This window comes from Palleniella muris (assembly GCF_004792655.1).
Lineage (GTDB): Bacteria > Bacteroidota > Bacteroidia > Bacteroidales > Bacteroidaceae > Prevotella > Prevotella muris_A.
In genome coordinates this window covers 1-24,177 of sequence record NZ_SRZC01000034.1, presented here as the reverse complement: position 1 = coordinate 24,177, position 24,177 = coordinate 1, and the positions used below count along the sequence as shown (strand labels likewise).

The following is a 24,177-nucleotide window of genomic DNA, read 5'->3' as shown; positions in this document are numbered from 1 at the left end:
TGCCCTGACGCACCAATGGCGGAACGGCTGTGTACCACTCCCCTTTCGTGCGCTGCGGATTGCTGAAATCCACAGCTGCCATCATGCGGAACCGCTCAGGAACGTCAGTCCTGTCCATCTGCTCTATCTGAGCGTTGCCTTCCATATTCGACTGACCTATACAGAGATAGATGTGGAGTTTCGGGTTCTGTGCGGAAGCTGCCAATGCCATCACTCCCGCAATCAGTGTCATAATTGACTTGCGTAACATAATTATCTGTTGTTTGTTCTATACATTATTTAAATAGATGAGGCACAAACCGGCGGAAGCATCTGCGCCATGTGAGCCATTCATGGTGAGTTCCCTGTGACTCATAGAACTCCACATCGATGCCAAGGGCTTTGAGTTCCTTTGCCATTTTCTCTGTTCCGAAATGCTCTTCTGAGCCACAGCCCATGAACATGTACTTCATCTCACTGTTGAACTTCTTCGCATCGGAGAAGATTCCATTGAAACAGGTCTTCACATCCACACCGAACAGCGCACCACTGAATGTGCCGAGATAAGCAAATTTGTCCATGTTCGGCAACACTGTGTGGAATGTCTGGTGACCTCCCCATGACAGTCCCGCCATTGCACGGTGATTGCGGTCGGTCTTTGTGCGGAAAGTCTTATCTATCATTGGTATAAGGTCCTTCAGGATGACATCATAGAATGACGCGCCATACATGTCGCGCTCCTTGTTGACATCATATCCCTTACGTGGCACAAACGGTGCTTTCACGTCACCGCTCTCCATTACGACTATCATCGGAACGCACTCGCCGGAGGCTATCAGGTTGTCCATGATGTGCTGCATACATCCCTGGTTGCTCCAGCCTGTCTCGTCTTCGCCCATGCCATGCTGCAGATAGAGCACTGGATAACGTTTCTTGCCCTTCTCGTACTCCGCCGGAGTGTAGACCATTGCACGGCGGAACGCCTTCTGACTGTCAGCATAATAGGAGACAGAGCGCACTTGTCCGTGGGCAACGCCCTGCTGCGGACGGTAGTAGTCGCCCTCTTTTCCTTCCGGAACCTCTATTCCGCCTGCTTCACGGCAGCATCCGAAGAAGGTCTCACTGGCAGGGTCAACAACAGAAACGCCGTCGATATTGAGAAAATAATAGTGGAATCCGACAACCAATGGGTCGGTAATGGCTGTGAAATTGCCGTCCGCATCTTTCGCCATCGGATATTTCTTACCACAGATGTCAACCATCATACTGCTGCATTGTGGTGCATGCACACGGAAATGCGCACGGTTTTCTTTGTCAATACGCGGATATTCATTGCCCGGGACAGTGTATATTCCACGTGTCGTTCCTGCAAGGTCCGACTGCTGCTTCTCAGAAATCTCCCACCAATCAAAGTTGAAGAGCTTAACGCCCTTGCGGCCTTTGAACACAAAATAGACATCATGAACGCCTGAAACCTTCTCTGTTATGTCAGCAGAATATGTCCGCCAGTTCTCCCACCCGCCTGTGGTGCCCACGGTGAGTGTGGCGATTTGCTTTCCGCCTATGCTGTCAAGACGGACTTCAAGTGTTCCTCCGCGAAGTGCGGAAGCAAGAGAAGCCTTGAAACACATAGGCTTATTTGCACCGGCAGTGGAAAAATCCACTTCACGCACCTTTATATAATCACCGTTATGAATGTCAGAAACATATACTCCGGTACGCTTGTTCTGCTCCGTTTTCACACCTTCACTGAACGCTATTGTCTCAGCCTCAACACGTTGGAATGGGTTCAGTGTGCCGACAGGCTTCACACCTTCGCGTGTGGCATTGACGATTGGGAATGTTCCGTCAGGGTTATACTTGAATTCCTCGACAGCAACGCTTCTCGCAAAGCCGCCGCCTTTAGGCAGCCAGCCTGTGTGATAGAAGAAATAAGAATGTCCCTTGAAATCCGTAACGCCACAGTGGTTCGTGAACGAACCTGTGCCCTGCAACGGCATAATCTTACCCATACGCTTCCAAGGACCTACGGGCGTATCTGCCTGTGAATAAGCAATATGCTCCGGAATGCCACCGGCAGCGTAGAGCATGAAGTACTTGTTGTTGCGCTTCATCACCCACGGTCCCTCCGTGTATGCTGTCTTACCCCTCTTCTCGTCCTTAGCCAAAGGAGTGTTAGGCAACTTGCCAAAGCCCTCAACAGTCATATCAATCTTCTGCACCTCACCGTCAAAAGAAATCATGTCCTTGTTGAGCTTCACATAATAGACGCGCGGATTACCCCAATAGAGATACGCCTGACCGTCATCATCGATAAAGACAGTCGGGTCGATATAGTCCCAGCTGCCATCGGCAAGCGGTTTGCCGATGGCGTCACGAAACGGTCCTGTCGGCGAATCGCCCACAGCGACACCTATCGCCATTGTCCCGGAGAGCTTTGAGTGCAGAGGGACATAGAAATAAAACTTGCCGTCGCGCTCAATGCACTGTGGTGCCCACGCACGGTCGTCACCCCAAGAGAAATCCTCAATCGCCAACGGTGAGCCCTGGTCAGTCCAGTTTACCATGTCAGCAGATGAATAGACACGCCACTCCTGCATCCAGAAGAAGTCCGCATTGTCCTCATCGTGACCTGTGTAAAGATACACACGTCCATTGTGCACCATCGGTGCCGGGTCGGTTGTGAAGCATGTCTGTATGATAGGGTTCTGTGCCTTCGCTCCGAAAGCCGTCATCATAAACATACCTGCGAGAAGCCCTCGCCTGATTGTCATTTTCTTGTTCATTGCAGTTGTATATAGTTTAGTGTTTTAGCCTTGTCATGCAAAATTAGTATAATTCTATAATATAACATCTTTATTTTGTTACATTCTTTTTGCATGACGTAACATATTGCTGTAACAATAGTGTCAAGCCGTAAGATTTTGCATATTCCACCGAAGAATTTTACACAATATCTTCCGAATCACCCATCAATAACTATACCGGCAATGGACAATAAAACATGAATATTGGACAATTTACACTATTGTACCATCCTCGTTTCCTTTCCTCCTCCGGAAACACAGAAACATAAGAAACCAATAAAGGCATAAAAGACAGCTTCGCATTTGCAGAAGTCATCTTTTATGCCTTTATCTGTTTATGACAGGAACACTACTCGAAAGCGGTAGCGTGGCTGTCAACAATGAGTCTGTTCAGATTATACTTTATGGTCACAGTCCTGTCGGCAGCATCCACAGTGTAAGCATCCATGCCATATTGCTCCGTAGGCAGATAGGCAGGGATATATGCCTTGATGAACATTGAGACATCAACATCAGGGTATCTGTTTCTCACCTTTGCCGCCTCAACCTCACATAAAGGCAGGCGCATACCGAGGTCAGAGAAACGGCGTCCCTCGGCAAAGAAAACTTCCTGACGAAGCAGATAGACCAACTCCAGGAAATCCCTGCCAAAGGCATTGCGCATACGATTGGCATCGACAGAAGTGCCACTGACAGCAGGGACAGTTATCAAGCCTTTTGAGCGGTTGAGCACAAGGCCTTCAAAGTATTCATCCTCACTCGACGCCCTCACTTTCCAATCGGAGGTGTTAAGGTTCACCACTGTGCCGTCAACGGCTGTCGCCTCACGCATCTCCAGATTATCCTCAAACGATTGTGCACCACGGCTCATGACAAGGCGGAAGAAATCGTCCATAAACGCCTCTTTGAAATCCTCAACCGATGCGCCATCCGCTGCACAGCATTCGGCAAGGATAAGGTAATTTTCCTCCGCCTTGGCATAAGCTATGCGCTGGGATTCTGCCGACTGCTGATATTTAGGGTCAAGGAAATCAAGGCGTGGCAATGGTTCCCACCAGTTTGCACTGAATGAGCGGTCCTTGATATTGCTCACCACCCCGTTGGCTTCGTCAAAGTCAACCATGGCGCAGAATGTCTTGTCATAGGACAAAGCCTTCTCCGCATTCTCCTTTGCTGCAAGCCTGTTGCCAAGCCTGTGATATGCCCTGGCAAGCAATGTATGGCAGACCGGCTTGAAGGAAGCGAGCCCTACTTTTGCATTTGCCTCCTCAAGCACCTCGACAGCCTTGCGCAAATGCTCCTGCCACACCATGGGGCGTCCGTTTTCCTCCATAGGCAAGGCGACAAAGTTCTCGCCTGCAAGGATGTAGGAGTATGCCAAAGCCGTATATATGTCGGCAAGCTGTTCGTCGGTAGGTATGTCGCGCGCTGCAATGGTGTTAAGGGCATAGAGTGACATTTCACGGAGTTTCCCGACATGGCGCTGCAGATTCTCGACATCAATGTCTGTATATTGTATGTTTGGCTTGTCAAACTCACGGTTTGAACGCGAGTAGACATTGCGGTAATTGTCTGTCGCCACATCAAGCAGCTCTGCAAAAGTACCGACAGCGAGTGCCATCTCCTTGTTTATGCCGTTCACCCAATAGGTCATCGGATTATCCACTTCAAGGAATTCATCGGCAGACATCTCCGGAGAATCCGGTGTGCATGAACTCATTAATGCTGTGACAAGCAGCAGGGCGGAAATGATAATATATTGTTTCATAAGAATATTTTTGTTTTTATTTGTCAGAAATTCACTTTCACAGAACCTACGAACTGGCGCGGGCTTGTATATGAGCCATAAACGATGCCGGCAACGGATGCGCCTCCATAGGAAGCGGCATCGGAAAGGCAAGCCTCAGGGTCAACCTCTGCCTTGGTGAACGAGAAAGGATTATGGCATGTGAATCCCAATGTGATACTCTTGCTTATGTTCTTCAACCGGAACTTGTAGGTCATGCCTATTGTGCGCACCTTCAGATAGTCCGCCTTCTCCACAAAACAGCTTGTGAAGTTTGTCCAGACATCTTTATGTGCACTTCCTTCCGGCAGCCAGTCCTCGTTGACACAAGCGTCCGTGGCACCGTAACGCCAGCGGAAATGACGGTCAAGCTCATAGACATGTCCGCCAATCTGATAGTCGGCATTCGCAAAGAATGAGAATCCTTTATAGTCCACATTCAATGCCAGCGAACCGTAAACATCAGGAAGCGTTGAACCCAGGTCGGACAATGCCTCTGTATGACTGTAAGAACCATCGGCGTTACACACAACCTTGTTGCCACGGAGAAAACCTATCGGCTTCCCTTCCTCGACAATATTCTGCATAAGAGCCTCATTGGCAAACGTGCCGACACCGAAAGCAGTCTCACCGCCTGTTGACAGCACCTTGTTGTCCAGAGTGTTCAACGACGCTTGGAAACGGGCTTTCAAATCTTTTGTCTGCAAAAAGTCTGACGCGACAATAAACTCAAAGCCACGGTTCCTGATTTTGCCGATGTTGGCAAGATATGTTGACGACTGTCCGGATGAAGGGGCGGAATGCACGGAGAACAGCGCATCATGCGTGACAGCATTGTAATAGGCGACGCCCAAGCGGAAATAGCCGTTTGCCCACTCACTGTTGAAACCTGCTTCAAAAGAATGCTTCTTCTCAGGACGCAGATCCGGATTGCCATACTGACCGTATTCCGCTGTGATGCCGTCAAGATACTGGCCAAACTGCACTGTCTTCTGATAGGCAAATGCCGGCGGATAGTTGCCTGCCACACCATAGTTGGCATAGAAGCGCAACGAACCGAGGATGCCCGAAGCTGCCAATGGCTCCATGAACTTCTCGGATGACAGCATGTATGACAACCCCATTTTCGGATACCACTGCCAGCCCACATTCTCGCCGAAACCGGTATTAAAGTCGGCACGAAGCCCCAAATCCAGATAATATTTATCACGGAATCCGATGTTCTCCTGTAAATAAGCTCCATAATTATATAATGTGGAACGGTCGCGCTCCTCATAAGTGCGGTTGCTGTCGTCAACCGCCTTCACGCCATCTTCCACTCCCACGGCCTGCTCATAAGCCTGACGGTCGTGGTTGCCGAAACACTGGAAACCGGCGGAGGAGACCACACTGAACAAGTCTTCATGATAGTACTTGTGCTGGGCATTGAGCTCAAACGTCGTGCTTGTGAACTTCCTTTCATAGGCAGAAATGTTGCCGACAGCTATCGGACCGTTGTACTGCACCGCCTCTATAAGTTCGTTAGTGATTATGTTCTTCACACCCTCATAACGGTAGTCCAAACCAAAGATGCCTTTCACGACAAGATTACGCATGGGCTTGTACGTCAACTCGTGCGACATCTGGAAACGGTTGATGTCCGCACGCTTGTCCTGCAGCTTCTCCGAAGTAAAGATAAAATCCTTGAATTTCCTGTAAGCAGTGGCGTCCATAGCGTCAATGTCACTAAGAAAAGGGACATTCTCGCCGTTCTCTCCCACATAGCTCATGGAGGATGCCGCACCGCATTCGGTGAGCCAAAGACCGGAATAATAGCCTTCGTTGCCGTTGCGGCTGCGCATATAGTCATTATGCACAAAGCCCAGAGAATTGCTGTAGGTGAGATTGTCCATGATGTCAAGGTGAGAACCGAAACGGGCATCGTACTTGTGCGACTTGTTATTATCGGCAACAATGATACCGTCGTTGGCGCTTGCAGAAGCTCCAAAGCTCCAGCCGCCTGACTTTCCGCCGCCGTCAAGTGCCACGCGGTAACGCTGCATGAGACCGGTTTGGTTCAGCAAATCTTTCGTACGGCGGAAATGATAGAACTGCCCGTTGGCCTCTTCCCAGCCGATTTGTGCCTCTACCATTGCGTTGAGCTTGCCTTCCCCGCCTTTCTTCGTGAAAATCTGAATCACACCGTTGGCAGCGTCAGAGCCATAAAGGGTCGTTGCCGCACCGCCATTGACATACTCCACCCTCTCGATGTTCTCCATGGGAATGTCGGAAAGCGAACCTGATGCCGAAGCAGCGCGTATGCCCTGCTCGTTGAGTTTCTGGGAAAGTCCCGTGGCTGTGTTGCTGTTGTCAATGCGGACACCGTCGACATAAATGACAGGGGTCGCATTAATCTGCACACTTGACAGTCCGCGGCTTCTTACCATGGAAGCGGCTCCCGGCTGTCCGTTGGAAAGATTAATCTGCATGTTGGGCACAACGGCTTGCAGCATCATGTCAAGGCGGTCATTGTTTGCCTTCCCGATGTCATGCGCCTTGATTGTGAAGACATTGGTCGACAGGCGGCGCTTCTGTATGGCACCTCCCTGCCCCGTCACCACAACCTCACCCAGCTCTTTGCTCCAACGGGCAGAGTCGGTCTCAGTGTCGAGCCGCTCACGGCTGACAGCATAATTGTTAAACACTCTTGTGGCAGCACTGGCTTCACGCCATGCCACAACATTAAGAGACAATGCCACGCATGGCAATGCCAAGAAGATTTTCTTCTTCATTCAGAAAAATCGTTAAGCAGAAAAAGATGCGCTACGGATTTACTGTGCAGCGTCAAAAATTTCCAGTGAATAAATTGATTAATGAAAGTGATTAATCAGTGTACCACTTGAAATTTCCAAGTCAAACGGACCTTCGGCTATCGCAGGTTGGAAGAGTGATAACACCTAGGCAGACATGCGCACATCTCTGCCGATGTTTTTAAAAGTATGCTCTTTTTTCAGGTGCAAAGGTAATGATATTTTTCTTAAAATCCATAATACCCGGTCTCCTATTTTGCATTTTTTTGCAAAAATCTTGTGCAAGCCACACGCTCATTATCCGTGTTCAACACGTCATTCCGCATGCCAACCATGTCCAATATAACATAGGAAAACAGACCATTGCCACCACATCCCCATCAGTGCGCTAACCACCTATAAGACAATGGATTACAAAGAAACAACCTTAACATATTGATATGCTTTGCAAAAGGTAACACTTTACCTTGCGAAATGTTACCTTTCACCATACAAACCATAACACTTTACATGGCAAAAGGTAACATTTTGTTTTGACAAGTGTCACAACAAAAAATACCACACAACTTTAAATCCGGAAAAAACAATAAAATATATAGGAAATAAATGCCACAGGAGCAATGTAATGTCACAAAAAATATGTAACTTTGTGGCAAAACTCAAGAACAAAGTGCACAAGCTGTTCTTGCAAGGATATGTTACAACGAAATTATGATACGAGATATTCTACATCAAAATGAAGAAGCGCAACCTACCGACAAGACTTTAGGATTGCTTCACCGGAACTTTCCACAATGTTTCAATGTGGAGGGGAAATTTGATATTGCAGCGTTCAGAGAGTTGCTGAACGACAAAGTGGATATAATAAAAGAAGGAAGCGGTTTCAATTTCCTCGGCAAGAACTATGCCAGCCTGGTGGCTTCAATGGACACAACTACTGTGCTTGTGCCCGACACTGAGCATAACAGCAAACCGGAAAACGCCAACAGCCGTAACCTATATATAAGCGGAGAAAATCTTGATGCACTGAAACACTTGGTGAAGTCGTATGCCGGCAAAGTCAAATGTATCTATATCGACCCTCCTTATAATACAGGCAGCGATGGATTCGTGTATAATGACAAATTCAAATTCACTGCCGAAGAATTAGAAGAAAAACTGAGCGTCAGCGAGGAACAGGCAAAACGAATCCTCGCCATGACAACACGCGGTGCTGCTTCTCACTCTGCATGGCTCACCTTTATGATGCCACGCCTGCAGTATGCCAAAGACTTGCTTTCCGATGATGGTGTGATTTTCATCTCTATCGATGACAATGAACAGGCGAACTTAAAACAGCTGTGCGACAATGTGTTTGGTGAAGAGAATTTCGTGGCTCTGTTCCCTTGGAGGAAAAGGACGGCGAAATCTGATGTGCCTTTCGGTGTGTCGCAGGATTATGAGTGGATACTGGCGTATGCAAGAACTGACAAATTCCTTGCAGGCATAGATGGGAAAAACCGAAAGTATTATGAAACAGAAGATTTTCCGGGACGACCGTGGAGAATTCATGACATGACTACGCAACGGACAGCATTAGAAAGACCGAATAGTGATTTCACAATGGTTAACCCTAAAAACGGGAATGAATATCCTGTAAACCCACAAGCGGTGTGGCGTATTACCAAGGAAGGTTTTCCTCAATACTTAAAAGAAAATCGTATAATTTTCCCCGGTGATTATGACTTCCTGAAAATTTCTAAGCCTGTCCTCCGCTATTGGAAAGAGGACGACATGCGAAAGGCAGGGAACCGCTTCGGACAATGTGCAGTCAGCACCAACCTTCCTGCCACTGTCGGCATGAGCCAAGATGGCACAAAGGACATTGACTCACTGTTTAATGCCAAGATATTCAGCTTCCCTAAGCCGATAAGCCTTATCAAGTACCTTATCGATGGTGCTGTGGAAAAAGACAAGGAAGAACCTGTCATCATACTGGACTTTTTCTCAGGCTCAGCCACTACCGCCCAGGCTGTAATGGAACTTAACAGTGCTGATGATGGCTACAACTTGCAATACATCCTTGTGCAACTGCCGGAAAAGATAAAACCTGACACAGATGCATACACTCATGGCTACCGTACAATAGACATGATTGGGCAGGAGCGCATCCGCCGTGCAGCTGCCAAGATCAAATCAGAAACAAATGCTGACATTGACTATGGTTTCAAACACTACACAATCCGAGAGCCAAACGAGAACACACTCGAACTGATGGAGAGGTTTACCCCAAACATGGTGTTCGGTGATGACATTTTGCAGCAGTTCGGCAAAGAGACGGTACTTGCCACCTACGCTATGCGCGACGGCTATGGCTTGACTCCGGAAACAGAACTGGTGAAGTTCGGCAACTACACGGCTTATCTTTGTGGCAGGCACCTGTACATGATAGACCCGGAGTTCGACATCGATGGGGACGAACTGACCGAACTGGTTGACAAATACAACAAAGACCATTCGTTCACTGCAGACACTGTGGTAATCTTTGGCTATAGCTTCTATTTCAGTCAGATTGATGCCATAAAGAAGAATCTTAGCGCAATTACCGACCGTAGTCGCATAAACATAGATATCCGCTACTAAACACACACGAGATTATGGAACTGAAACTTGAAGGCGGACTGCAACACCAAGAGTATGCCGTGGAAGCCATCAGAGACGTGTTTAAGCAAGTGATGATAGACCAAGAGGCACCACATTACTCCAACCCTATCATAGACATTCACTCAAACATGTTTTTGGGTAACATATACCACATACAGCACAAAAGCCGGCAGAATGTGGCGCAAAAGTACCGGGCCGAACAACCTGTCGGCACAACCTTGTGTCTCGACATCAAGATGGAGACCGGCACGGGAAAGACATATGTGTACACGCATGCCATCTTCGAACTGCACAAACGCTATGGAATCAACAAGTTCATCATTGCTGTACCAAGCATAGCCATCAAAGCAGGAACAAGCACTTTCTTGAACGAGACGTATGTCAGGGCACATTTCAAGAATACTCTTGGTTATGATGCTGAGATAAACGTGAATGTGTTGGAGACCGTGAAGAAACAGAAGAAGGGCAGGAAGCATTTCCCAACTGCGGTACGCAACTTTGTGGAAGGTTCGCGCCTGAACAGAAACAAAATACATGTACTGGTAGTGAACAGCGCACTGCTCACCACCGGCAAGATGCTCACACGCAACGACTATGATGTGACTGTCGGGGAGTTCGACCGCCCGTTTGACGCGTTGCGGTCTACACGTTCGTTTGTAATCATTGACGAGCCACACACTTTCTCTCGTGACCAAAAGGCATATAAAGCCATTGTAGGCGAATTGGCTCCACAATGCATAATCCGTTTTGGCGCAACCTTCCCTATGAAGACCATAGGCAAGGGAAAGAGAAAGACAACGGTGCGCGATTACGAACATCTGCTCTATGACCTCAATGCGCAGCGGTCATTCTCGTCTGGACTTATAAAAGGAGTGATGAAAGAACACTTTGAGCCAACTTCTAACATCAATGAGAAAGTAAAAATATTAAACATTGAAGGTAAAAAAGCAACTTTTCAACACATCACTCAGACCACAAAATCGAGTCACATACTGAGCACCGGAGACTCATTGTCCATTTTAAGCCCCGAACTCTCAGGACTTACCATTACAGGCATCACCAAGGATTTGGTGCTACTCAGCAACGGTACAGAAAAGCATAAACATGACGAGTTTGATGTGGACATCTACACATCATCTTATCAAGAAAGTATGCTACGCCTTGCTATACAACGGCATTTTGAGACGGAACGTGAGAATTTCCATCGGGAAAAGGGAAGAATCAAAACTTTGGCTTTGTTCTTTATTGATGATATTCTCTCTTTCCGTGGAGATGACAATGGCAACAATGCTTGGTTAAGAGATTTGTTCGACAGGCTGCTTGAAGCACAGTTAAAGTATGAGCTCCAAAAAGAGAACTCGCCTGAATATGAGATCTATCTGCGTGCAAGCCTTGACAATATTGCCGCTTGTCGGGCAGGCTATTTCGCACAAGACAATAGCGATGCCGACGAGGCTGTGAAGAAGGAAGTGGATGACATATTGAATAATAAAGCCGAACTGCTTTCACTGTCAGACAAGAAGGGGAAACCTAACACGCGTCGTTTTCTTTTCTCAAAATGGACTTTGAAGGAAGGATGGGACAACCCGAATGTGTTTACCATAGCAAAATTGCGCAGCAGCGGCAGCGAAAACAGCAAGCTGCAGGAAGTGGGGCGAGGACTCCGTCTGCCCGTGGACGAGTATGGCAACAGGGTAAAGGACGAGGCGTTCTATCTGAACTACATCGTTGACTTTACCGAACGTGACTTTGCAGACCGTCTGGTGATGGAAATAAATGAGGATGTGCAGACAGGCAGCCTCACACACATTTCTCTCGAGGACATGCGAAGAGTGTCAGCACTGCGCGGCTTGGACGAGATGGCTCTGTTCATGGAGCTATACCAAAAGAAGTATGTCTTGGACTTGGACCGCAAACTTGACCAAACAAAGGTCATTGATTTATTTGCCGAATATCCGGAATTCAATAATGTCACGGGGAAAATCAAAGACCGTAACAAAGGTGCCAAAGATATGGTGAAGATACGCAAAGCCCGCTATGAAGAGTTGAAAGAACTGTGGGCGCAACTTAATCGCAAGTATATCGTATTCTACCAAAAAGACATTGACCAACAGATTGAAGCTGCACTGCCGGATATTTTGGCAAATGAAGTGTTCATGCACCAAACCATACAAAGCAGCCGTCAGAAAGTTACGGCAAGTGAGGGGCAAGCTGTGGCACTGCAGCAAACCGGTCAACAATACATTTTGGCTGGTAAGGAAATGCACTACAACGAGTTCCTGAAGCGTGCCTGCCGACAGACAAGCATACCTATCACTATGTTGCATTCTGCCATTTGCGAATACGCCAAGACACACCCAATGGACGGATATATCAATGAATCATCACTAAGTGCATTCATTGCCAAATTCAACGGATGGAAAATAAAGAATCTGCAAAATTTGATAAAGTATCGTCAGGCAAACTATTCCTCAAAATCAACGGCTTTCACCAATGCTGACGGCTCTTTGAAGGAGGAAGTCCTGCAATGGACGATAGGCAAGAATGTCTTAAGTGCAGAGCCCTCGGATGAATATCTGTACGACAAGGTTGTATATGACTCTCCATTGGAAAAAGATAATATCATGAATCGGGTTGAGCATGTAATCGTGTATGGCAAAATACCGCAAAAGAGTATCTGCATTCCGAATATCACCAACGACCTTTACAGTCCGGACTTCATGTATGTTGTACAGCGTTCCAATGGTCAGAAGGAACTAAACATTGTTATCGAGACCAAGGATGTGCCAAACGATGAGGCTAAGCGAGCGATTGAAGATGCAAAGATAAACAATGCGGAGAAGTTCTTCCAACAACTGAAATTGGATGGATATGATGTAAAATTCTGCAGGCAGTTGCAAAACAAGCAAATGGCAAACATTATCAGCGAGCTGCTGGAAGAAGAAACATCCCATTCTGCGTAAATACAATCCAAGCTATATGTGTCTAAATAACAATATGCTCAGCAGAAAACCATATATGATTTTCCGCTGAGCATATTGTTATTCGCAGGCAGATGTTTCTGCACGGTAAGTTTATTTCACCATAATCTTCTTGCCGTTAACAATGTACAAGCCGGAAGGGAGGGCGTAAACCTCAGCCTTACTCGCTGCCTCCTTGACAAGAGTGCCTTGGAGGTTGTAGACATTGAAGAGGCTATCAGCAGGAGTGGATGACTCCACACTTTCTACTGATGTGCTGAAATCGTATACCTCTATGGTTGAGAAATTCATCCATACATCAGCATATTTGTATCTCTGAAACGCTCCACTATCCACATAGAGGGTGCAACTGCCGTAAATTGGTTGGAAGAACACATACTGGCTGCTACATACCGGTGGTGTCATAGGAGAGACATAGAGTCTCTTTAATGCACGGCAGTTATAGAATGCCATATCATAAATGTCTGTCACAGAATTTCCTATTGTTACATCAGTGAGATTCGAGCAGAAAGAAAATACGCTTCCACCTATAGTTTTCACGGAATTAGGGATGACTATGGATGTTAAACCGGAGCAGCTCTGGAACGCCCCGTCACCGATAGTCTCCAAAGAGTTGGGGAGCGTTATGGATGTGAGGCCTGAGCACCGCTGGAATGCGCCCATACCAATAGTTGTCACGGATTCAGGGATTATCACTTTTTTAAGTCCCTTACAATTTGCAAATGTCATATTTGGAATTACTGTTACGGAGTTCCCTATCACAACATCAGCAAGTCCGGCGCACCCTCCGAATACATTTTCACCGAATTAGGGATTATTACGGATGTAAGACCGGAACAGTTTGTAAACGCTCCATCACCAATAGATTCCACAGAGTTTGGTATTTCCAAGGAAACAAGACCTCTGCAACTTGCAAATGCACCCGTACCAATAGTTGTCACGGATTCAGGAATTGTTATCGATGTAAGGTTCTGACAGCCTGCAAATGTTTCGTAATCAATTGTTTTTATAGAATTGGAGATTGTTACGGAACTAAGAGAACCACAACCTGCAAATGCACTCATGCCAATAGTTTCCACGGAATTAGGTATTTCTAAGGACGCAAGACCAACGCAGTCTGTAAATGCTTGCATACCAATAGTCTTTACTGAATTAGGGATTGTTACAGAGGTCAGGCTTGAACATCTTCTGAATGCGTTGTCTGCAATAGCTGTCACGGAACTTAGGATAACATATTCGGAAGAGGCATAGGCACCGGGGCAAACTTCCAATGTTGTCTTGTCCTTGTTGTACGTCACACCATCCACCGAGCAGTAGTTAGGATTATCCTTATCCACTGTTATTGACTTGATGCTGCTACTTGTGAGTGCTCCGGGAGATATTTGAGTCACAGAGCTTGGAATGATTATCCCCGTGATTGTTTTGCAACTAATGAACGTCGATCCCCATAGTTCTGTCACAGTGTTTGGTATTGTATATGTCTCTGCCTTGTTGTAACCGTCAGGGAACAGCACCAACTGAGTTTTCTCCTTGTTCAGCACCACGCCGTCCACCGAGCAGTAATATGTGTTTTCCTTGTCCACATTTACTTCTGCAAGGGAAGAAGAGTACATAAATGCATCAGAGTTCAAGCCGGTCAAAGAAGCATGGAGTGTAATAGAGGTGAGTTCTTTACTGCCACCAAACGAACAGCAGCCTATCATTTCTACCGAATTGCCCAAGGTCACGCTTGCCAATGCTGTACAGCCATTAAATGCATAGTTCTTAATATTTGTCACAGAATTGGGAATTGTGACACTTCTCAGTGCTGTACAGATGATGTATATACAAATAATTTATTATCAGATATTTATAGTCAATACGATAGAAAACTCCTTGAGATTTTAATCAAAGGTCTGAAATGCTGAAGTATTAACAAATTTAACTTTCATTTACTGGGTAGATATGGCATTTCGGATTGATATTGGATAATAAGGATGCCTCTTGCCCCAAAGGTATGAGGTCGTTTGAAACGAATCCATCATCCATAATAGAGAGAAGCATTCTGCTACTATAAGCAAGTGGTACACTAATGCGCCCTTGTACGAGTTGTACGCACTATCCAAGATAATCACACTACTTGATATTGATTAGGAGAACTTATAAGGAGGAATATTGATTGCATGACAGGTATTATACAATTCTCTTAATCAGAGCGTGAAGCAATTCTGCGACAAGTTGTCGTAGTTATTGCCAAGACTTTAAGTGTACTAACGACAACTGTATATTCTGCCATCAATACTGATTATTGGGAAATAGGGAATTTGCTTCACGATAAAAATTGGGAGTAAGCATGAAGATGGTGTCACTAATCGTCTGTTCCATGATTTGAAGCAACAATATCTACAGATGGGTGTTTCACTGCGAAATCTGTTGAACATGGAAAAATCATGAACACTGCGGTGGTGAATCCAAAAGGCTGTATCGCAGAATTTAAACTACGATACAGCCTAACATCCAAATTGCCCCCAGGATTACATTTGAGTCTGCCACTGATACCAACGCCTCCTTCAAGCATAGGATGTCGAGTACCTTAACCTCTTGGAGAAAAAGGGTCGTTTCCGTGAGAATCCCTTTCTCTAATTTGACCGTTGCGGCCATGAATGAACAGTTCAGAATGCTGATTCCTGGAAATTTGGCGAGCAGCGGCAATTGCATCAGACTGCCTATCGAATGTGGAAGTTAATCTCGAATTGCCTTCGCCCTTGATTCCCCACTTATCTCCTACTGGAATTACATGTTGATTCTTACCCATCTATTACACCTCCTTTCAGCGCTCAGTTTTGACATATATGCCATAGCGCACTTTTGTTCTTGCAAAACTTATCCCAAAGTCAGATATACGACAATTTGTCGCAATGGTTTGACTGTTTAGCGAACTAAAACCGAAATTTTGTCAGCTAGTTGCACTTTTTGCGCATAAATGTGACGCAATTAAAATGTTTTTATTATCTTTGCACTGATTATTCACTAAATATTCGATGTGACATTATGCTACTATCTGCAAAATTTGAAAATATCTACTCATTTAACGAGGAAACACGCATCTTGTTTACAGCCAGCAAGAGCGATATGTTGCCGCTACATGTATCACGCGCGGAAAAACGTGATGACATATCAGTACTTCGCATGGGATTGATATATGGAGCCAATGCTTCTGGAAAGTCTAACATTATAAAGTGTTTGGCTATTATCAAGGCATTTGCCTTGAATGGATGGAGTAACCGCAAGTACAATTATTTCAAGATGACAGACAATCCGCAGGAACGTTCAAGCATCGAATTGGAATTTAAGGTGAACGACCAATTCCTCGCTTATGGTGTAGCGTTCTCGAAGGGAGGCTTACTGGAGGAGTGGTTGTATAAGACCGGTAGTCGGAATGATACTATGATTTTTGAACGCAAACGTTCCGGTAACGATTGGGAGAATGTTATTGCGCCTCAGTTTATGAAAGAAGAGAGCGGGCAATTCCTAAAATACTTGATTGATGGTACGCCAACGAAAGGTACTTTTCTAAGTGAATATATTGAACGCAACGGAAAAGGAATTGACGCTATCAAATTGGCGCGAAAATGGTTTGAGAATCTGAATATCATTTTCCCCAATACACACAGAACGGATTTCCCGTTCCGAGTAGTGAGTGACACTCAGTTCAAAATTGTGATGCGTGAACTACTTGAATATTTTGGTACTGGTATCTCAGACCTTTGCCGTGTGGAATCAAAGCCCGAAGAACTGAGTATCCCAGACGAAATCAGACAACAAATTGAGGAAAATCTTGAAGGGAAAGATGAGAAGACAGGTGTGGTCATTCACAATGAGAGTCGTTTTATCTTTGCCGAGAAAGATGAGTCTAAAAATTTGAAGTGGTATGAGTTGAAAACTGTCCACAAAAAGGAAGGCTCTAATTCAGATTATATATTCGAAATGTTCGAAGAGTCTGATGGAACATCACGCCTTTTCGACTTCATACCCATGCTTATTGATATGCGTGCCAACGACGCTGTCTATGTGATTGATGAAGTCGATAGGAGTTTACATCCTATGCTGACATTGAAGTTGCTGGAGATGTATAACAGTCTGCTCAGAGGCAACTCGCAAATGCAGTTGATATGCACAACGCACGAGTCCAATCTGCTTTCCACTGCCCCTATCCGTCAAGATGAGATATGGTTTGTGGAGAAAGACAAAAAGGGAGAAAGTCATTTATCCTCACTATGTGAGTACAAACCAAGAGAGAATGTTCAGAAAGGTTATCTAAACGGCCGTTATGGTGCAATTCCTTTCTTTGGAGAATTAGATAATATTCATTGGGACGATGCGAAACAGAAATAGTTTGATACGTGAGCGTCGTGAGGCATTTCGCGATGCCTGCCTGATAGTCATAGCCTCTGAAGGAAAAGATACGGAGCGAATATATTTCAAAGCATTAGCTAAGGAATATACAAACCCTCGCGTGCACGTACATATATTAGAGAGGCGCGAGAACGAACAGAACAATTCAAGTCCTGAGCATGTATTGAAACAGCTGAATGATTACAAGTGGCAATATGAGCTGGAGTCTGATGATGAACTTTGGTTGGTTATAGACAGAGACCGTTGGACCGATGCGATGTTGTCGCATGTAGCTAAAGAATGTGCCCAAGATGATTATCTACATATGGCTATGAGTAATCCTTGCTTCGAACTTTGGCTGTTGTTGCATTTGGTAGATGCAACTTTGCTGACACCAGAGGAGCAGCAACAATGGATGGAAAACCGTAGAAAGTCAAAGAATGCAGATCCATATCTGAAGGTACTGTTACGTCAAGAGATGGGTTCCTATCATGAGGCAGACTATGATGCACTAATGCTGATAAAACACGTAGAGGTGGCGATCAAACGAGCAAAAGCGTTGGACAAGAATCCTGCAGACCGCTGGTCGCAAACAATGGGGACACGAGTGTATCTGTTAGCAGAGAGTGTAGTGAATAGGAACTGATTTCTTACTATCTTCAGACTATACACAATTAGACGTGCTGATGGTGAGAATAACCCTATAAATCTCAGTGCTGATTAGACTATACTGTTAAGGCATGAGGCTCATAGAGAGTATGGGCTTAGATTAATTAATAATAATCCTAATTTAAATTAATTATGGAAAAATTAAAATTAAATTAGGCACGCTTAGCGAGATGCTAGGCAGTGCCCGTCCTGAGAAAGACGTTAAACTTACTGGAGAATTTGACTGGCGGTTCATCTTTAGTGATGGCTATCTTCCATGTATGTGCCCCTCTTTGTGATTAGTTCGCCGTAGGATCATATTTGATACACATATTAAAGATGCTGTTCTTTAGATAGGAACGACCGAAAAATTGGATTGATTGGGTAGTAGAAATACTGCTGCTTTTATGTTTTATCATCACGGTATTGTCAGTATGCGGTATCTGCTTGCCGATTATCATGGTAAACATTGCAACAATTACATCTTTCGTGCTATTCTTCGCTGCTTGGTAGCCGACGCTACCTTATTAAAGATTAATCGAGGGCAATTATATCTGCGGTGGATCTACCTCTTCCCATTCCGAACAGAGAAGTAAAACCCGAAAGAGCCGATGGTACTGCAACATTAAGCGGGAGAGTAGGAAGTTGCCCATTTTTTTATTAAAGAAAGGAATATAAATGGACATTAGTTCTATATTATGGGGCTTCATAGCCTCTTATTTGGCGGGATCGTTACCTTCTTTGAGAGAAATCATTTCAACGAAGGATAAAACAACGTTGGATGAAAGGATTGAGCAATGCTATCAGACTGCATTGAAAAGATGGTGTGCAGACGATGCCGTCAGGCAGCGCGTTTCCCATAAATATTTTAACGACCTCAACCAACTAAAGGAACTTTACTTGACAGAGGAGTGGGAGAAGAAGGGCTCGATTCTGAATAGTCTTGCTCAATTATGGATTGAGGAATTAAATAAGGATGAAGAAGTATCCCATTATATTATCACACAAGGAATCATTTCGATAGATGAAAAAATAAACAAATTGACTGTGCTCCTGACAAATCAAGAAACCAGAAAAGGGCAACGGATACGTAGAGGACTGACAAAACACAAAGCGGTAGATGGCTATATTCGCCGTTTCTGCACATCTGACCAATCGGAGAGCAATTTCATATATTACGCGCTTGGAAAAAAAGAACGTCATACATTGGCTGACTATGTTACGGGAGTAGAGGAGATTTCTACTAATAAGATTGTTCTGTATAGCAGTGCTCAGACAGGTAAGACAACAGAACTGAAACAACTATGCTGGGAATTGCAGCAAAGTGGTCTTTACCTCCCCGTGAGCTTTGAAGTTAGAACCAATACGAAACTTAAGAGAGATGATTTGCCGGAATCACAATATGTAGATGGCAGGGAGGTTGTTCTCGTAATTGATGCGCTGGACGAAGTAAACGGCCAAAAATATGAAGACTTGCTGGAGGAAATAGGAGGTTATGCTTATGAACATCCAGAAATGAAAATGGTCCTCTCGTGCCGTAGTAATTTTCGTAGGGAGCACCAATTGGAGTTGTTTACAGAATTGTTTCTGGAAGAGTTAAGTATAGGCGATGCTATAGACTATGCTGCCAAACGCGAGGTTAATAGTGATGGCTTTATGAGAAGCATCTTTGCCAATCAGTTGGGAGACTTCGTGAAGAATCCTTTCTTCTTGAGTGTATTGATTGATGCATATAAAGAGAAGGAAAAACAACTTCCTAAGAACAAGGCAGAGATATACAGACTATTTCTAAAAAGCAGTTATGATAAAGAGGTAAAAGAAAAGAACGTACCACTATCGGCACAACATAGTTTTGAAGAGTCTGTTTGGCTACTGGAAAGAGTAGCCCTTGGACTATCGCTGATGAATGCCCAAAGTCTGAACAAGGATGAACTGCGTATATGCTTGCAAAACGATGATAACAATGTGGAAGAATGTTTGCGGTATGACCTTATTCGCGATGAGGGAGGTCTGTATTCATTTGCACACAACGCATTCCGCGAATGGCTTGTTGCCAATTACTTGAACAGATATGGTATAGAAAGAGCAAAGCAGCTGGCTACACATCCCAACGGACGTATCAAGCCAGAATGGTATAATATCATTATGCTGTGGCTGTCAATGTATGGGAAAGACAAGAAAGAAGAAGTATCTGCCATACTAAAATGGTTGAAGAAAGCCAGTCTGGATTTAGTCATCTACATTGACCGAGATATGCTAGACGATGAAACTCGAAACGAAGTGTTCAAAGGGCTTCTATTGGAGTATAAATCGTTAGGCATCAGAATGTCGAACATTATGACGCACGATTATGAGGATTTGTGGCGATTTGCGTATTCGACAGATACGGTGAGGTTTGTTGTGGATGAATTAAGCGAAACAGAAACAGGGACGACTTATTATTCAGACTTGATGTGTCTGTGTTATTTTCTGAACTGGGATTGCTTGAAGTCTGATAGCGATGATTTGACTGAAATACTTTTCAGCGTGTTGGAGAAAAAGACAGCTGAATCACTGGAGAAAGAAGACAAATACCACGATTTGTCATTCGTATATTTTGATAATTCCTTTTTTGCGCAGCAGATCTATTTAGAACGCTTGTTTGCCGTCGTAAAAGACTCAAACCACTATGATGCCATCAAATCAATGACAAGGCTGATAGGTGAGGCGGGCAAGGTCGATGACTATATAGATTATATACTCGATAAAGAAAGGCATGTTCATAATCAACACGAAGGACATACTACACATGTGGTGTCGCGAACGACTATCTATACAACCCTTGCTAAAGTACGATCTCTTCAGAGTGTGGAAAAAATCCTTGCTCACACGTTCTACCATTCTCACTATGAATATCATGATGAGCAGGAAGAATACTTCAACATGATAAAAGGAGTGTTTGGATGGGCGAGCGAATTCATCAAACAAGGACATAAAGAACTGATAGAGGTCGTTGAGGCTTATTATAAGAAAGCCTTTAAAGAATATCACCGCCATTTCGATAATAATAATCAGACTCAAGAATTATTGCTAGTTCTCAGGGATTGTTATCTGACCGCCGGTTTACGAGAAAGAGGAAGAACGACATTTTATGAGAGACAGGCAGAACTGTTTGCTCCCAAAGAAGAACCCTCTAAGTGGGAAGATATCAGACAAGTCTATATTATGGCAGCTTTATGGATGACGGTAGAGGATGTCAAGGATGATTTTAAGAAGTTTGCTGCTGACAATGGTGCAGACAGGACCAAGGCCAGTTGGTACCAAGAAATACCATATGCCGAGGTGACAGAATGTGCAGAGGTTCTTTACAAGGAGAAATTCCCACAGCCTGAAATCATAACTAAAGGGCGTGAGAGACGGCAACAAGCGTTTAAAGATTTTGCAGATTATCCTGTATTCAAACAGATTGTGCTGGAAATGGTGACAGGACTGGACAATCATAGTTCCAGAAAAGAACACTATAAGAAACTGCGCGACCAAGACGAAGGATACAATCAGTATGCTTTCAGGTTTTTGCTGCTCTTTGCCGATAACAATGATCATTACAACATTGGAGAGGTTGTCAAAGGTATCAAGAACAGGGATATCTATGAATCCTTCTTCATGAAGGAAGTGTTGGGAATGATGGATAGCCCTGATATGGATGTGCCTGTAACTGAGGAAATCAAGTGCCGGGTTGTAAAATGGGCTAAAGCATCTGTCTTGAAACTGAGCAATGGAGAGACCATATTCTTTTGGCGAGAAGCCTTGGGACTAATGCAGAAGGGAGAGTTTGAGATTCCTGCTGAAAAACTGCTCTCACTGCTTCGTTTTGGTAGTTATACAATTTCCAGAAAAGATTTTGATGAATATTATAGCCGCGAGTATTCTTTGTTTGAATATATAACAGAAAGAGTAGATTCTGTAACCCTAGCTCCTAAGGTGATAGAAAAACTACGGGCAAATATTGACAATGCAGAATACCCTTTGTTGTATTCATTCTCGAACTATATCATAGAAAACCAAATAGAGGAAGGGTATAGTCTTGTGCTTCGCTTCGCATTGTCTGGTTATTCATTGTCTGCAAACGTAATGGAAACTCTTGTTAAGAAAGGAATGAAAATAGAAGAGATAAAGAAAGCAGCATCGGGCTTGAAAGTGTCTGACAGACTATTCTATTATTCAACACTTATAAGGAATACACAGGAAACGGTTTGGGTGAGAGAAAGGCTGGAAAGAGAATACAAGAGTTTTAACGGATATAATTTAGAGCATGCGGTATGTCTGTTGGTAAGTATTGGCAGCATGGATGCGCTGGACTATCTTGTGACGCACCCAGAAATGATAAAAGACGGGGATGACTACCACTTTAACTATGACAATCCGAACGCCATTTCATCGCTGTGCTATTTTATCCGCTACTGCTATGAGTGCAAGATGAATGGCCATTTTATGCTGAGTAGTATACTTAACTCTTTGGAAAGGATTGCCATAAAAAGCAAGGATGTGTTGATGGAGGTGACACAATACTTGAGGCAGTTAACCCAAAGGGGCGAAATGTATAAATATCTGAACCGCTATATCATCGGGTTTGAGGATAAGTACTATGCAGCTTATTCTGGTATTAGTGACATCAATGAAGCTATGCGTATAGCAGATGGAGGACGCTTAACGAAAACAGAAGAGGAAAAAGCTGAAGAGATTCCGTGGAGAGAGGATGAAGGTATTTACATATCTTACAATTGGGAAGGTCATTCAGCACATATAGTAGATTATCTTGGATTTGTATTGGAGAATAGAGGAATCCCTTTTAAGTTGGACAAGAAGGATTGTCCTTATACAGTCAACATCAAGGAGTTTATGAAAGCCATAAGGGCTGGGAAAACTGTTATAGTGGTACTGAGTAGGCCTTACTTAAGATCGAAGAACTGTATGTATGAACTATCGGGCATTATGGAAAATGTCGATTATAAGGATAGGATGCTGCCTGTGGTGGTTGATGATACGATAAGAGATGACGATTTCTATGTGGAACTGGTAAAGCATTGGAAAGAGAAAAATGATAAACAAACAGAGATAGTAGAAAAGTTACGGGACATTGATCCCGACATGGCCGAGCCTGAAGAAATGAAATTGAAAGAGATAGAGCAGGTGTATGGTCTGTTGAAAGTTATCAAAGAATATATAGACTGGGCAAATGCTGACAATTTAGATGCGTTAAGTTCATCGCGATTTAAGAAGATTGTAGACGAGATATATAAAAGAAGGGGGATAGGACATGAAGATATATCTGGATAATAATGTGCTTGTTGATATAGAATCCGGAAAATATTCGGACCTCCTGCATATCCATGTGGATTCGCCAAAGATTTTAACCAGTCTGAAAATTCAAGCGGAAACTTGCAGAATATTTCAGTTCCCGCCTGAAATAAAACTTTCCAGTTTCTGCCATAAGCGAATAAGACAAACTCTATTGAAGACATTAGTATGATATATATGCGTTAAGTTGCCATAAATCTAGTAAGCATACTATTTTCCGCCTTGACGCACATTATTCACGAAGCTACCTTTGCGCCATAACCCAATAACATCAATGATTATGGCGAAAGAAAAAGTAAACTATCAGGAGGTATATGACCTCTACCAGTTATGCAGCGAAACCAAGGATCTTCGCGAGTTCTGCGCGGATTATGGAGTAAACTACGACAAGTTCATGAACTGGCAACGTCATCAGCTGTGGAGCGAGAAGTTAGGCAAGACAGTCCAGGTTAATCAGCCCAAGGTTGCCAAAGTCCGGATAACCGGCAAACCATGCAACAGTCCAACCGTGAAGATGGAAGTTAAACAGCCTGAAGGTGAACCTCCTATAAGATGGGTTAAGTTGCAATTGACATCAGGTGCCACACTGTTCCTGAGAAACACCACAGTTCTTGATTTGAGCTTGTTGCTTAATAAAATGATAGGATGATATGCTTGGACTGAGTACTAACCTGAACTATTACCTGTTCAACGGTAATGTGGATTTGCGGAAAGGCATTTTCCGTCTGTGTGAGAGTATAAGGGAAGAGATGTCACTTGACCCGAGCGATGCATCCAATACGCGAGTTCGGGATAAGAAATCATTTAAAATAGTTCCATCTGCCTTGATTTCT

At 44.3% G+C, this 24,177-nt stretch carries 13 protein-coding genes, 1 rRNA gene and 1 pseudogene; 8 read left to right on the top strand and 7 right to left on the bottom strand.

Annotated features, from left to right (window positions below; all coding sequences use genetic code 11):
* The 4 genes from E5358_RS14270 to E5358_RS14255 all read right to left on the bottom strand — a co-directional run.
* On the bottom strand, window positions 1-250 hold a 250-nt coding region (locus tag E5358_RS14270), incomplete at its 3' end, for a sialate O-acetylesterase (protein ID WP_277821327.1).
* A 25-nt stretch (window positions 251-275) separates the two neighbouring features.
* Window positions 276-2,753: a family 43 glycosylhydrolase gene (locus E5358_RS14265; protein WP_135940851.1), complete on the bottom strand. Its 2,478-nt coding sequence runs from the start codon at window positions 2,751-2,753 to the stop codon at window positions 276-278.
* Between the two features lie 382 nt (window positions 2,754-3,135).
* On the bottom strand, window positions 3,136-4,554 hold the full coding sequence (locus tag E5358_RS14260) for a hypothetical protein (RefSeq protein WP_135940850.1): 1,419 nt from the start codon (window positions 4,552-4,554) through the stop codon (window positions 3,136-3,138).
* A gap of 23 nt (window positions 4,555-4,577) precedes the next feature.
* Window positions 4,578-7,343 (bottom strand): TonB-dependent receptor domain-containing protein, encoded by a 2,766-nt coding sequence (locus tag E5358_RS14255; RefSeq protein WP_135940849.1) that lies wholly within the window; start codon window positions 7,341-7,343, stop codon window positions 4,578-4,580.
* Between the two features lie 729 nt (window positions 7,344-8,072).
* Between E5358_RS14255 and E5358_RS14250 the strand changes: the two genes are divergently transcribed.
* Together E5358_RS14250 and E5358_RS14245 are read left to right on the top strand one after the other, a co-directional pair.
* Window positions 8,073-9,983 (top strand): site-specific DNA-methyltransferase, encoded by a 1,911-nt coding sequence (locus E5358_RS14250; protein WP_135940848.1) that lies wholly within the window; start codon window positions 8,073-8,075, stop codon window positions 9,981-9,983.
* Between the two features lie 14 nt (window positions 9,984-9,997).
* Window positions 9,998-12,967: a type III restriction-modification system endonuclease gene (locus tag E5358_RS14245; protein WP_135940847.1), complete on the top strand. Its 2,970-nt coding sequence runs from the start codon at window positions 9,998-10,000 to the stop codon at window positions 12,965-12,967.
* A 111-nt stretch (window positions 12,968-13,078) separates the two neighbouring features.
* Here E5358_RS14245 and E5358_RS14240 read toward each other — a convergent pair whose 3' ends face one another.
* The 3 genes from E5358_RS14240 to E5358_RS14230 form a co-directional block, all read right to left on the bottom strand.
* Window positions 13,079-13,747 (bottom strand): leucine-rich repeat domain-containing protein, encoded by a 669-nt coding sequence (locus tag E5358_RS14240; protein ID WP_135940846.1) that lies wholly within the window; start codon window positions 13,745-13,747, stop codon window positions 13,079-13,081.
* On the bottom strand, window positions 13,744-14,790 hold the full coding sequence (locus tag E5358_RS14235; RefSeq protein WP_277821328.1) for a leucine-rich repeat domain-containing protein: 1,047 nt from the start codon (window positions 14,788-14,790) through the stop codon (window positions 13,744-13,746). The genes E5358_RS14240 and E5358_RS14235 overlap by 4 nt, the downstream gene beginning before the upstream one ends.
* Window positions 14,791-15,557: 767 nt before the next feature.
* Window positions 15,558-15,779, bottom strand: a complete 222-nt coding sequence (locus E5358_RS14230; protein ID WP_135940844.1) for a DUF2188 domain-containing protein — start codon at window positions 15,777-15,779, stop codon at window positions 15,558-15,560.
* Window positions 15,780-16,015: 236 nt separating this feature from the next.
* Here E5358_RS14230 and E5358_RS14225 point away from each other — a divergent pair, with 236 nt between their 5' ends.
* The 6 genes and pseudogenes from E5358_RS14225 to E5358_RS14200 all read left to right on the top strand — a co-directional run.
* Entirely contained in the window at window positions 16,016-17,359 is a 1,344-nt protein-coding gene (locus E5358_RS14225) for an AAA family ATPase (protein WP_135940843.1), read from the top strand.
* 1 nt (window position 17,360) lies between these two features.
* Window positions 17,361-18,005 (top strand): RloB family protein, encoded by a 645-nt coding sequence (locus tag E5358_RS14220; RefSeq protein ID WP_277821326.1) that lies wholly within the window; start codon window positions 17,361-17,363, stop codon window positions 18,003-18,005.
* A gap of 542 nt (window positions 18,006-18,547) precedes the next feature.
* Window positions 18,548-18,661, top strand: a 5S ribosomal RNA gene (gene rrf, locus E5358_RS14215).
* A gap of 24 nt (window positions 18,662-18,685) precedes the next feature.
* Entirely contained in the window at window positions 18,686-23,323 is a 4,638-nt protein-coding gene (locus E5358_RS14210; protein WP_135940841.1) for a TIR domain-containing protein, read from the top strand.
* A gap of 301 nt (window positions 23,324-23,624) precedes the next feature.
* A complete protein-coding gene (locus tag E5358_RS14205) occupies window positions 23,625-23,993 on the top strand; it encodes a hypothetical protein (protein ID WP_277821325.1) in 369 nt (122 codons plus the stop codon).
* A 1-nt stretch (window position 23,994) separates the two neighbouring features.
* A pseudogene (locus E5358_RS14200) lies at window positions 23,995-24,177 on the top strand (IS66 family insertion sequence element accessory protein TnpB); the annotation flags it as partial.

Coding starts and splice junctions, on each gene's coding strand:
- E5358_RS14260 (WP_135940850.1), bottom strand. CDS start 4,554: ATGAAACAATATATTATCATTTCCGCCCTGCTGCTTGTCACAGCATTA.
- E5358_RS14210 (WP_135940841.1), top strand. CDS start 18,686: ATGGACATTAGTTCTATATTATGGGGCTTCATAGCCTCTTATTTGGCG.
- E5358_RS14265 (WP_135940851.1), bottom strand. CDS start 2,753: ATGACAATCAGGCGAGGGCTTCTCGCAGGTATGTTTATGATGACGGCT.
- E5358_RS14225 (WP_135940843.1), top strand. CDS start 16,016: ATGCTACTATCTGCAAAATTTGAAAATATCTACTCATTTAACGAGGAA.
- E5358_RS14255 (WP_135940849.1), bottom strand. CDS start 7,343: ATGAAGAAGAAAATCTTCTTGGCATTGCCATGCGTGGCATTGTCTCTT.
- E5358_RS14230 (WP_135940844.1), bottom strand. CDS start 15,779: ATGGGTAAGAATCAACATGTAATTCCAGTAGGAGATAAGTGGGGAATC.
- E5358_RS14245 (WP_135940847.1), top strand. CDS start 9,998: ATGGAACTGAAACTTGAAGGCGGACTGCAACACCAAGAGTATGCCGTG.
- E5358_RS14205 (WP_277821325.1), top strand. CDS start 23,625: ATGGCGAAAGAAAAAGTAAACTATCAGGAGGTATATGACCTCTACCAG.
- E5358_RS14250 (WP_135940848.1), top strand. CDS start 8,073: ATGATACGAGATATTCTACATCAAAATGAAGAAGCGCAACCTACCGAC.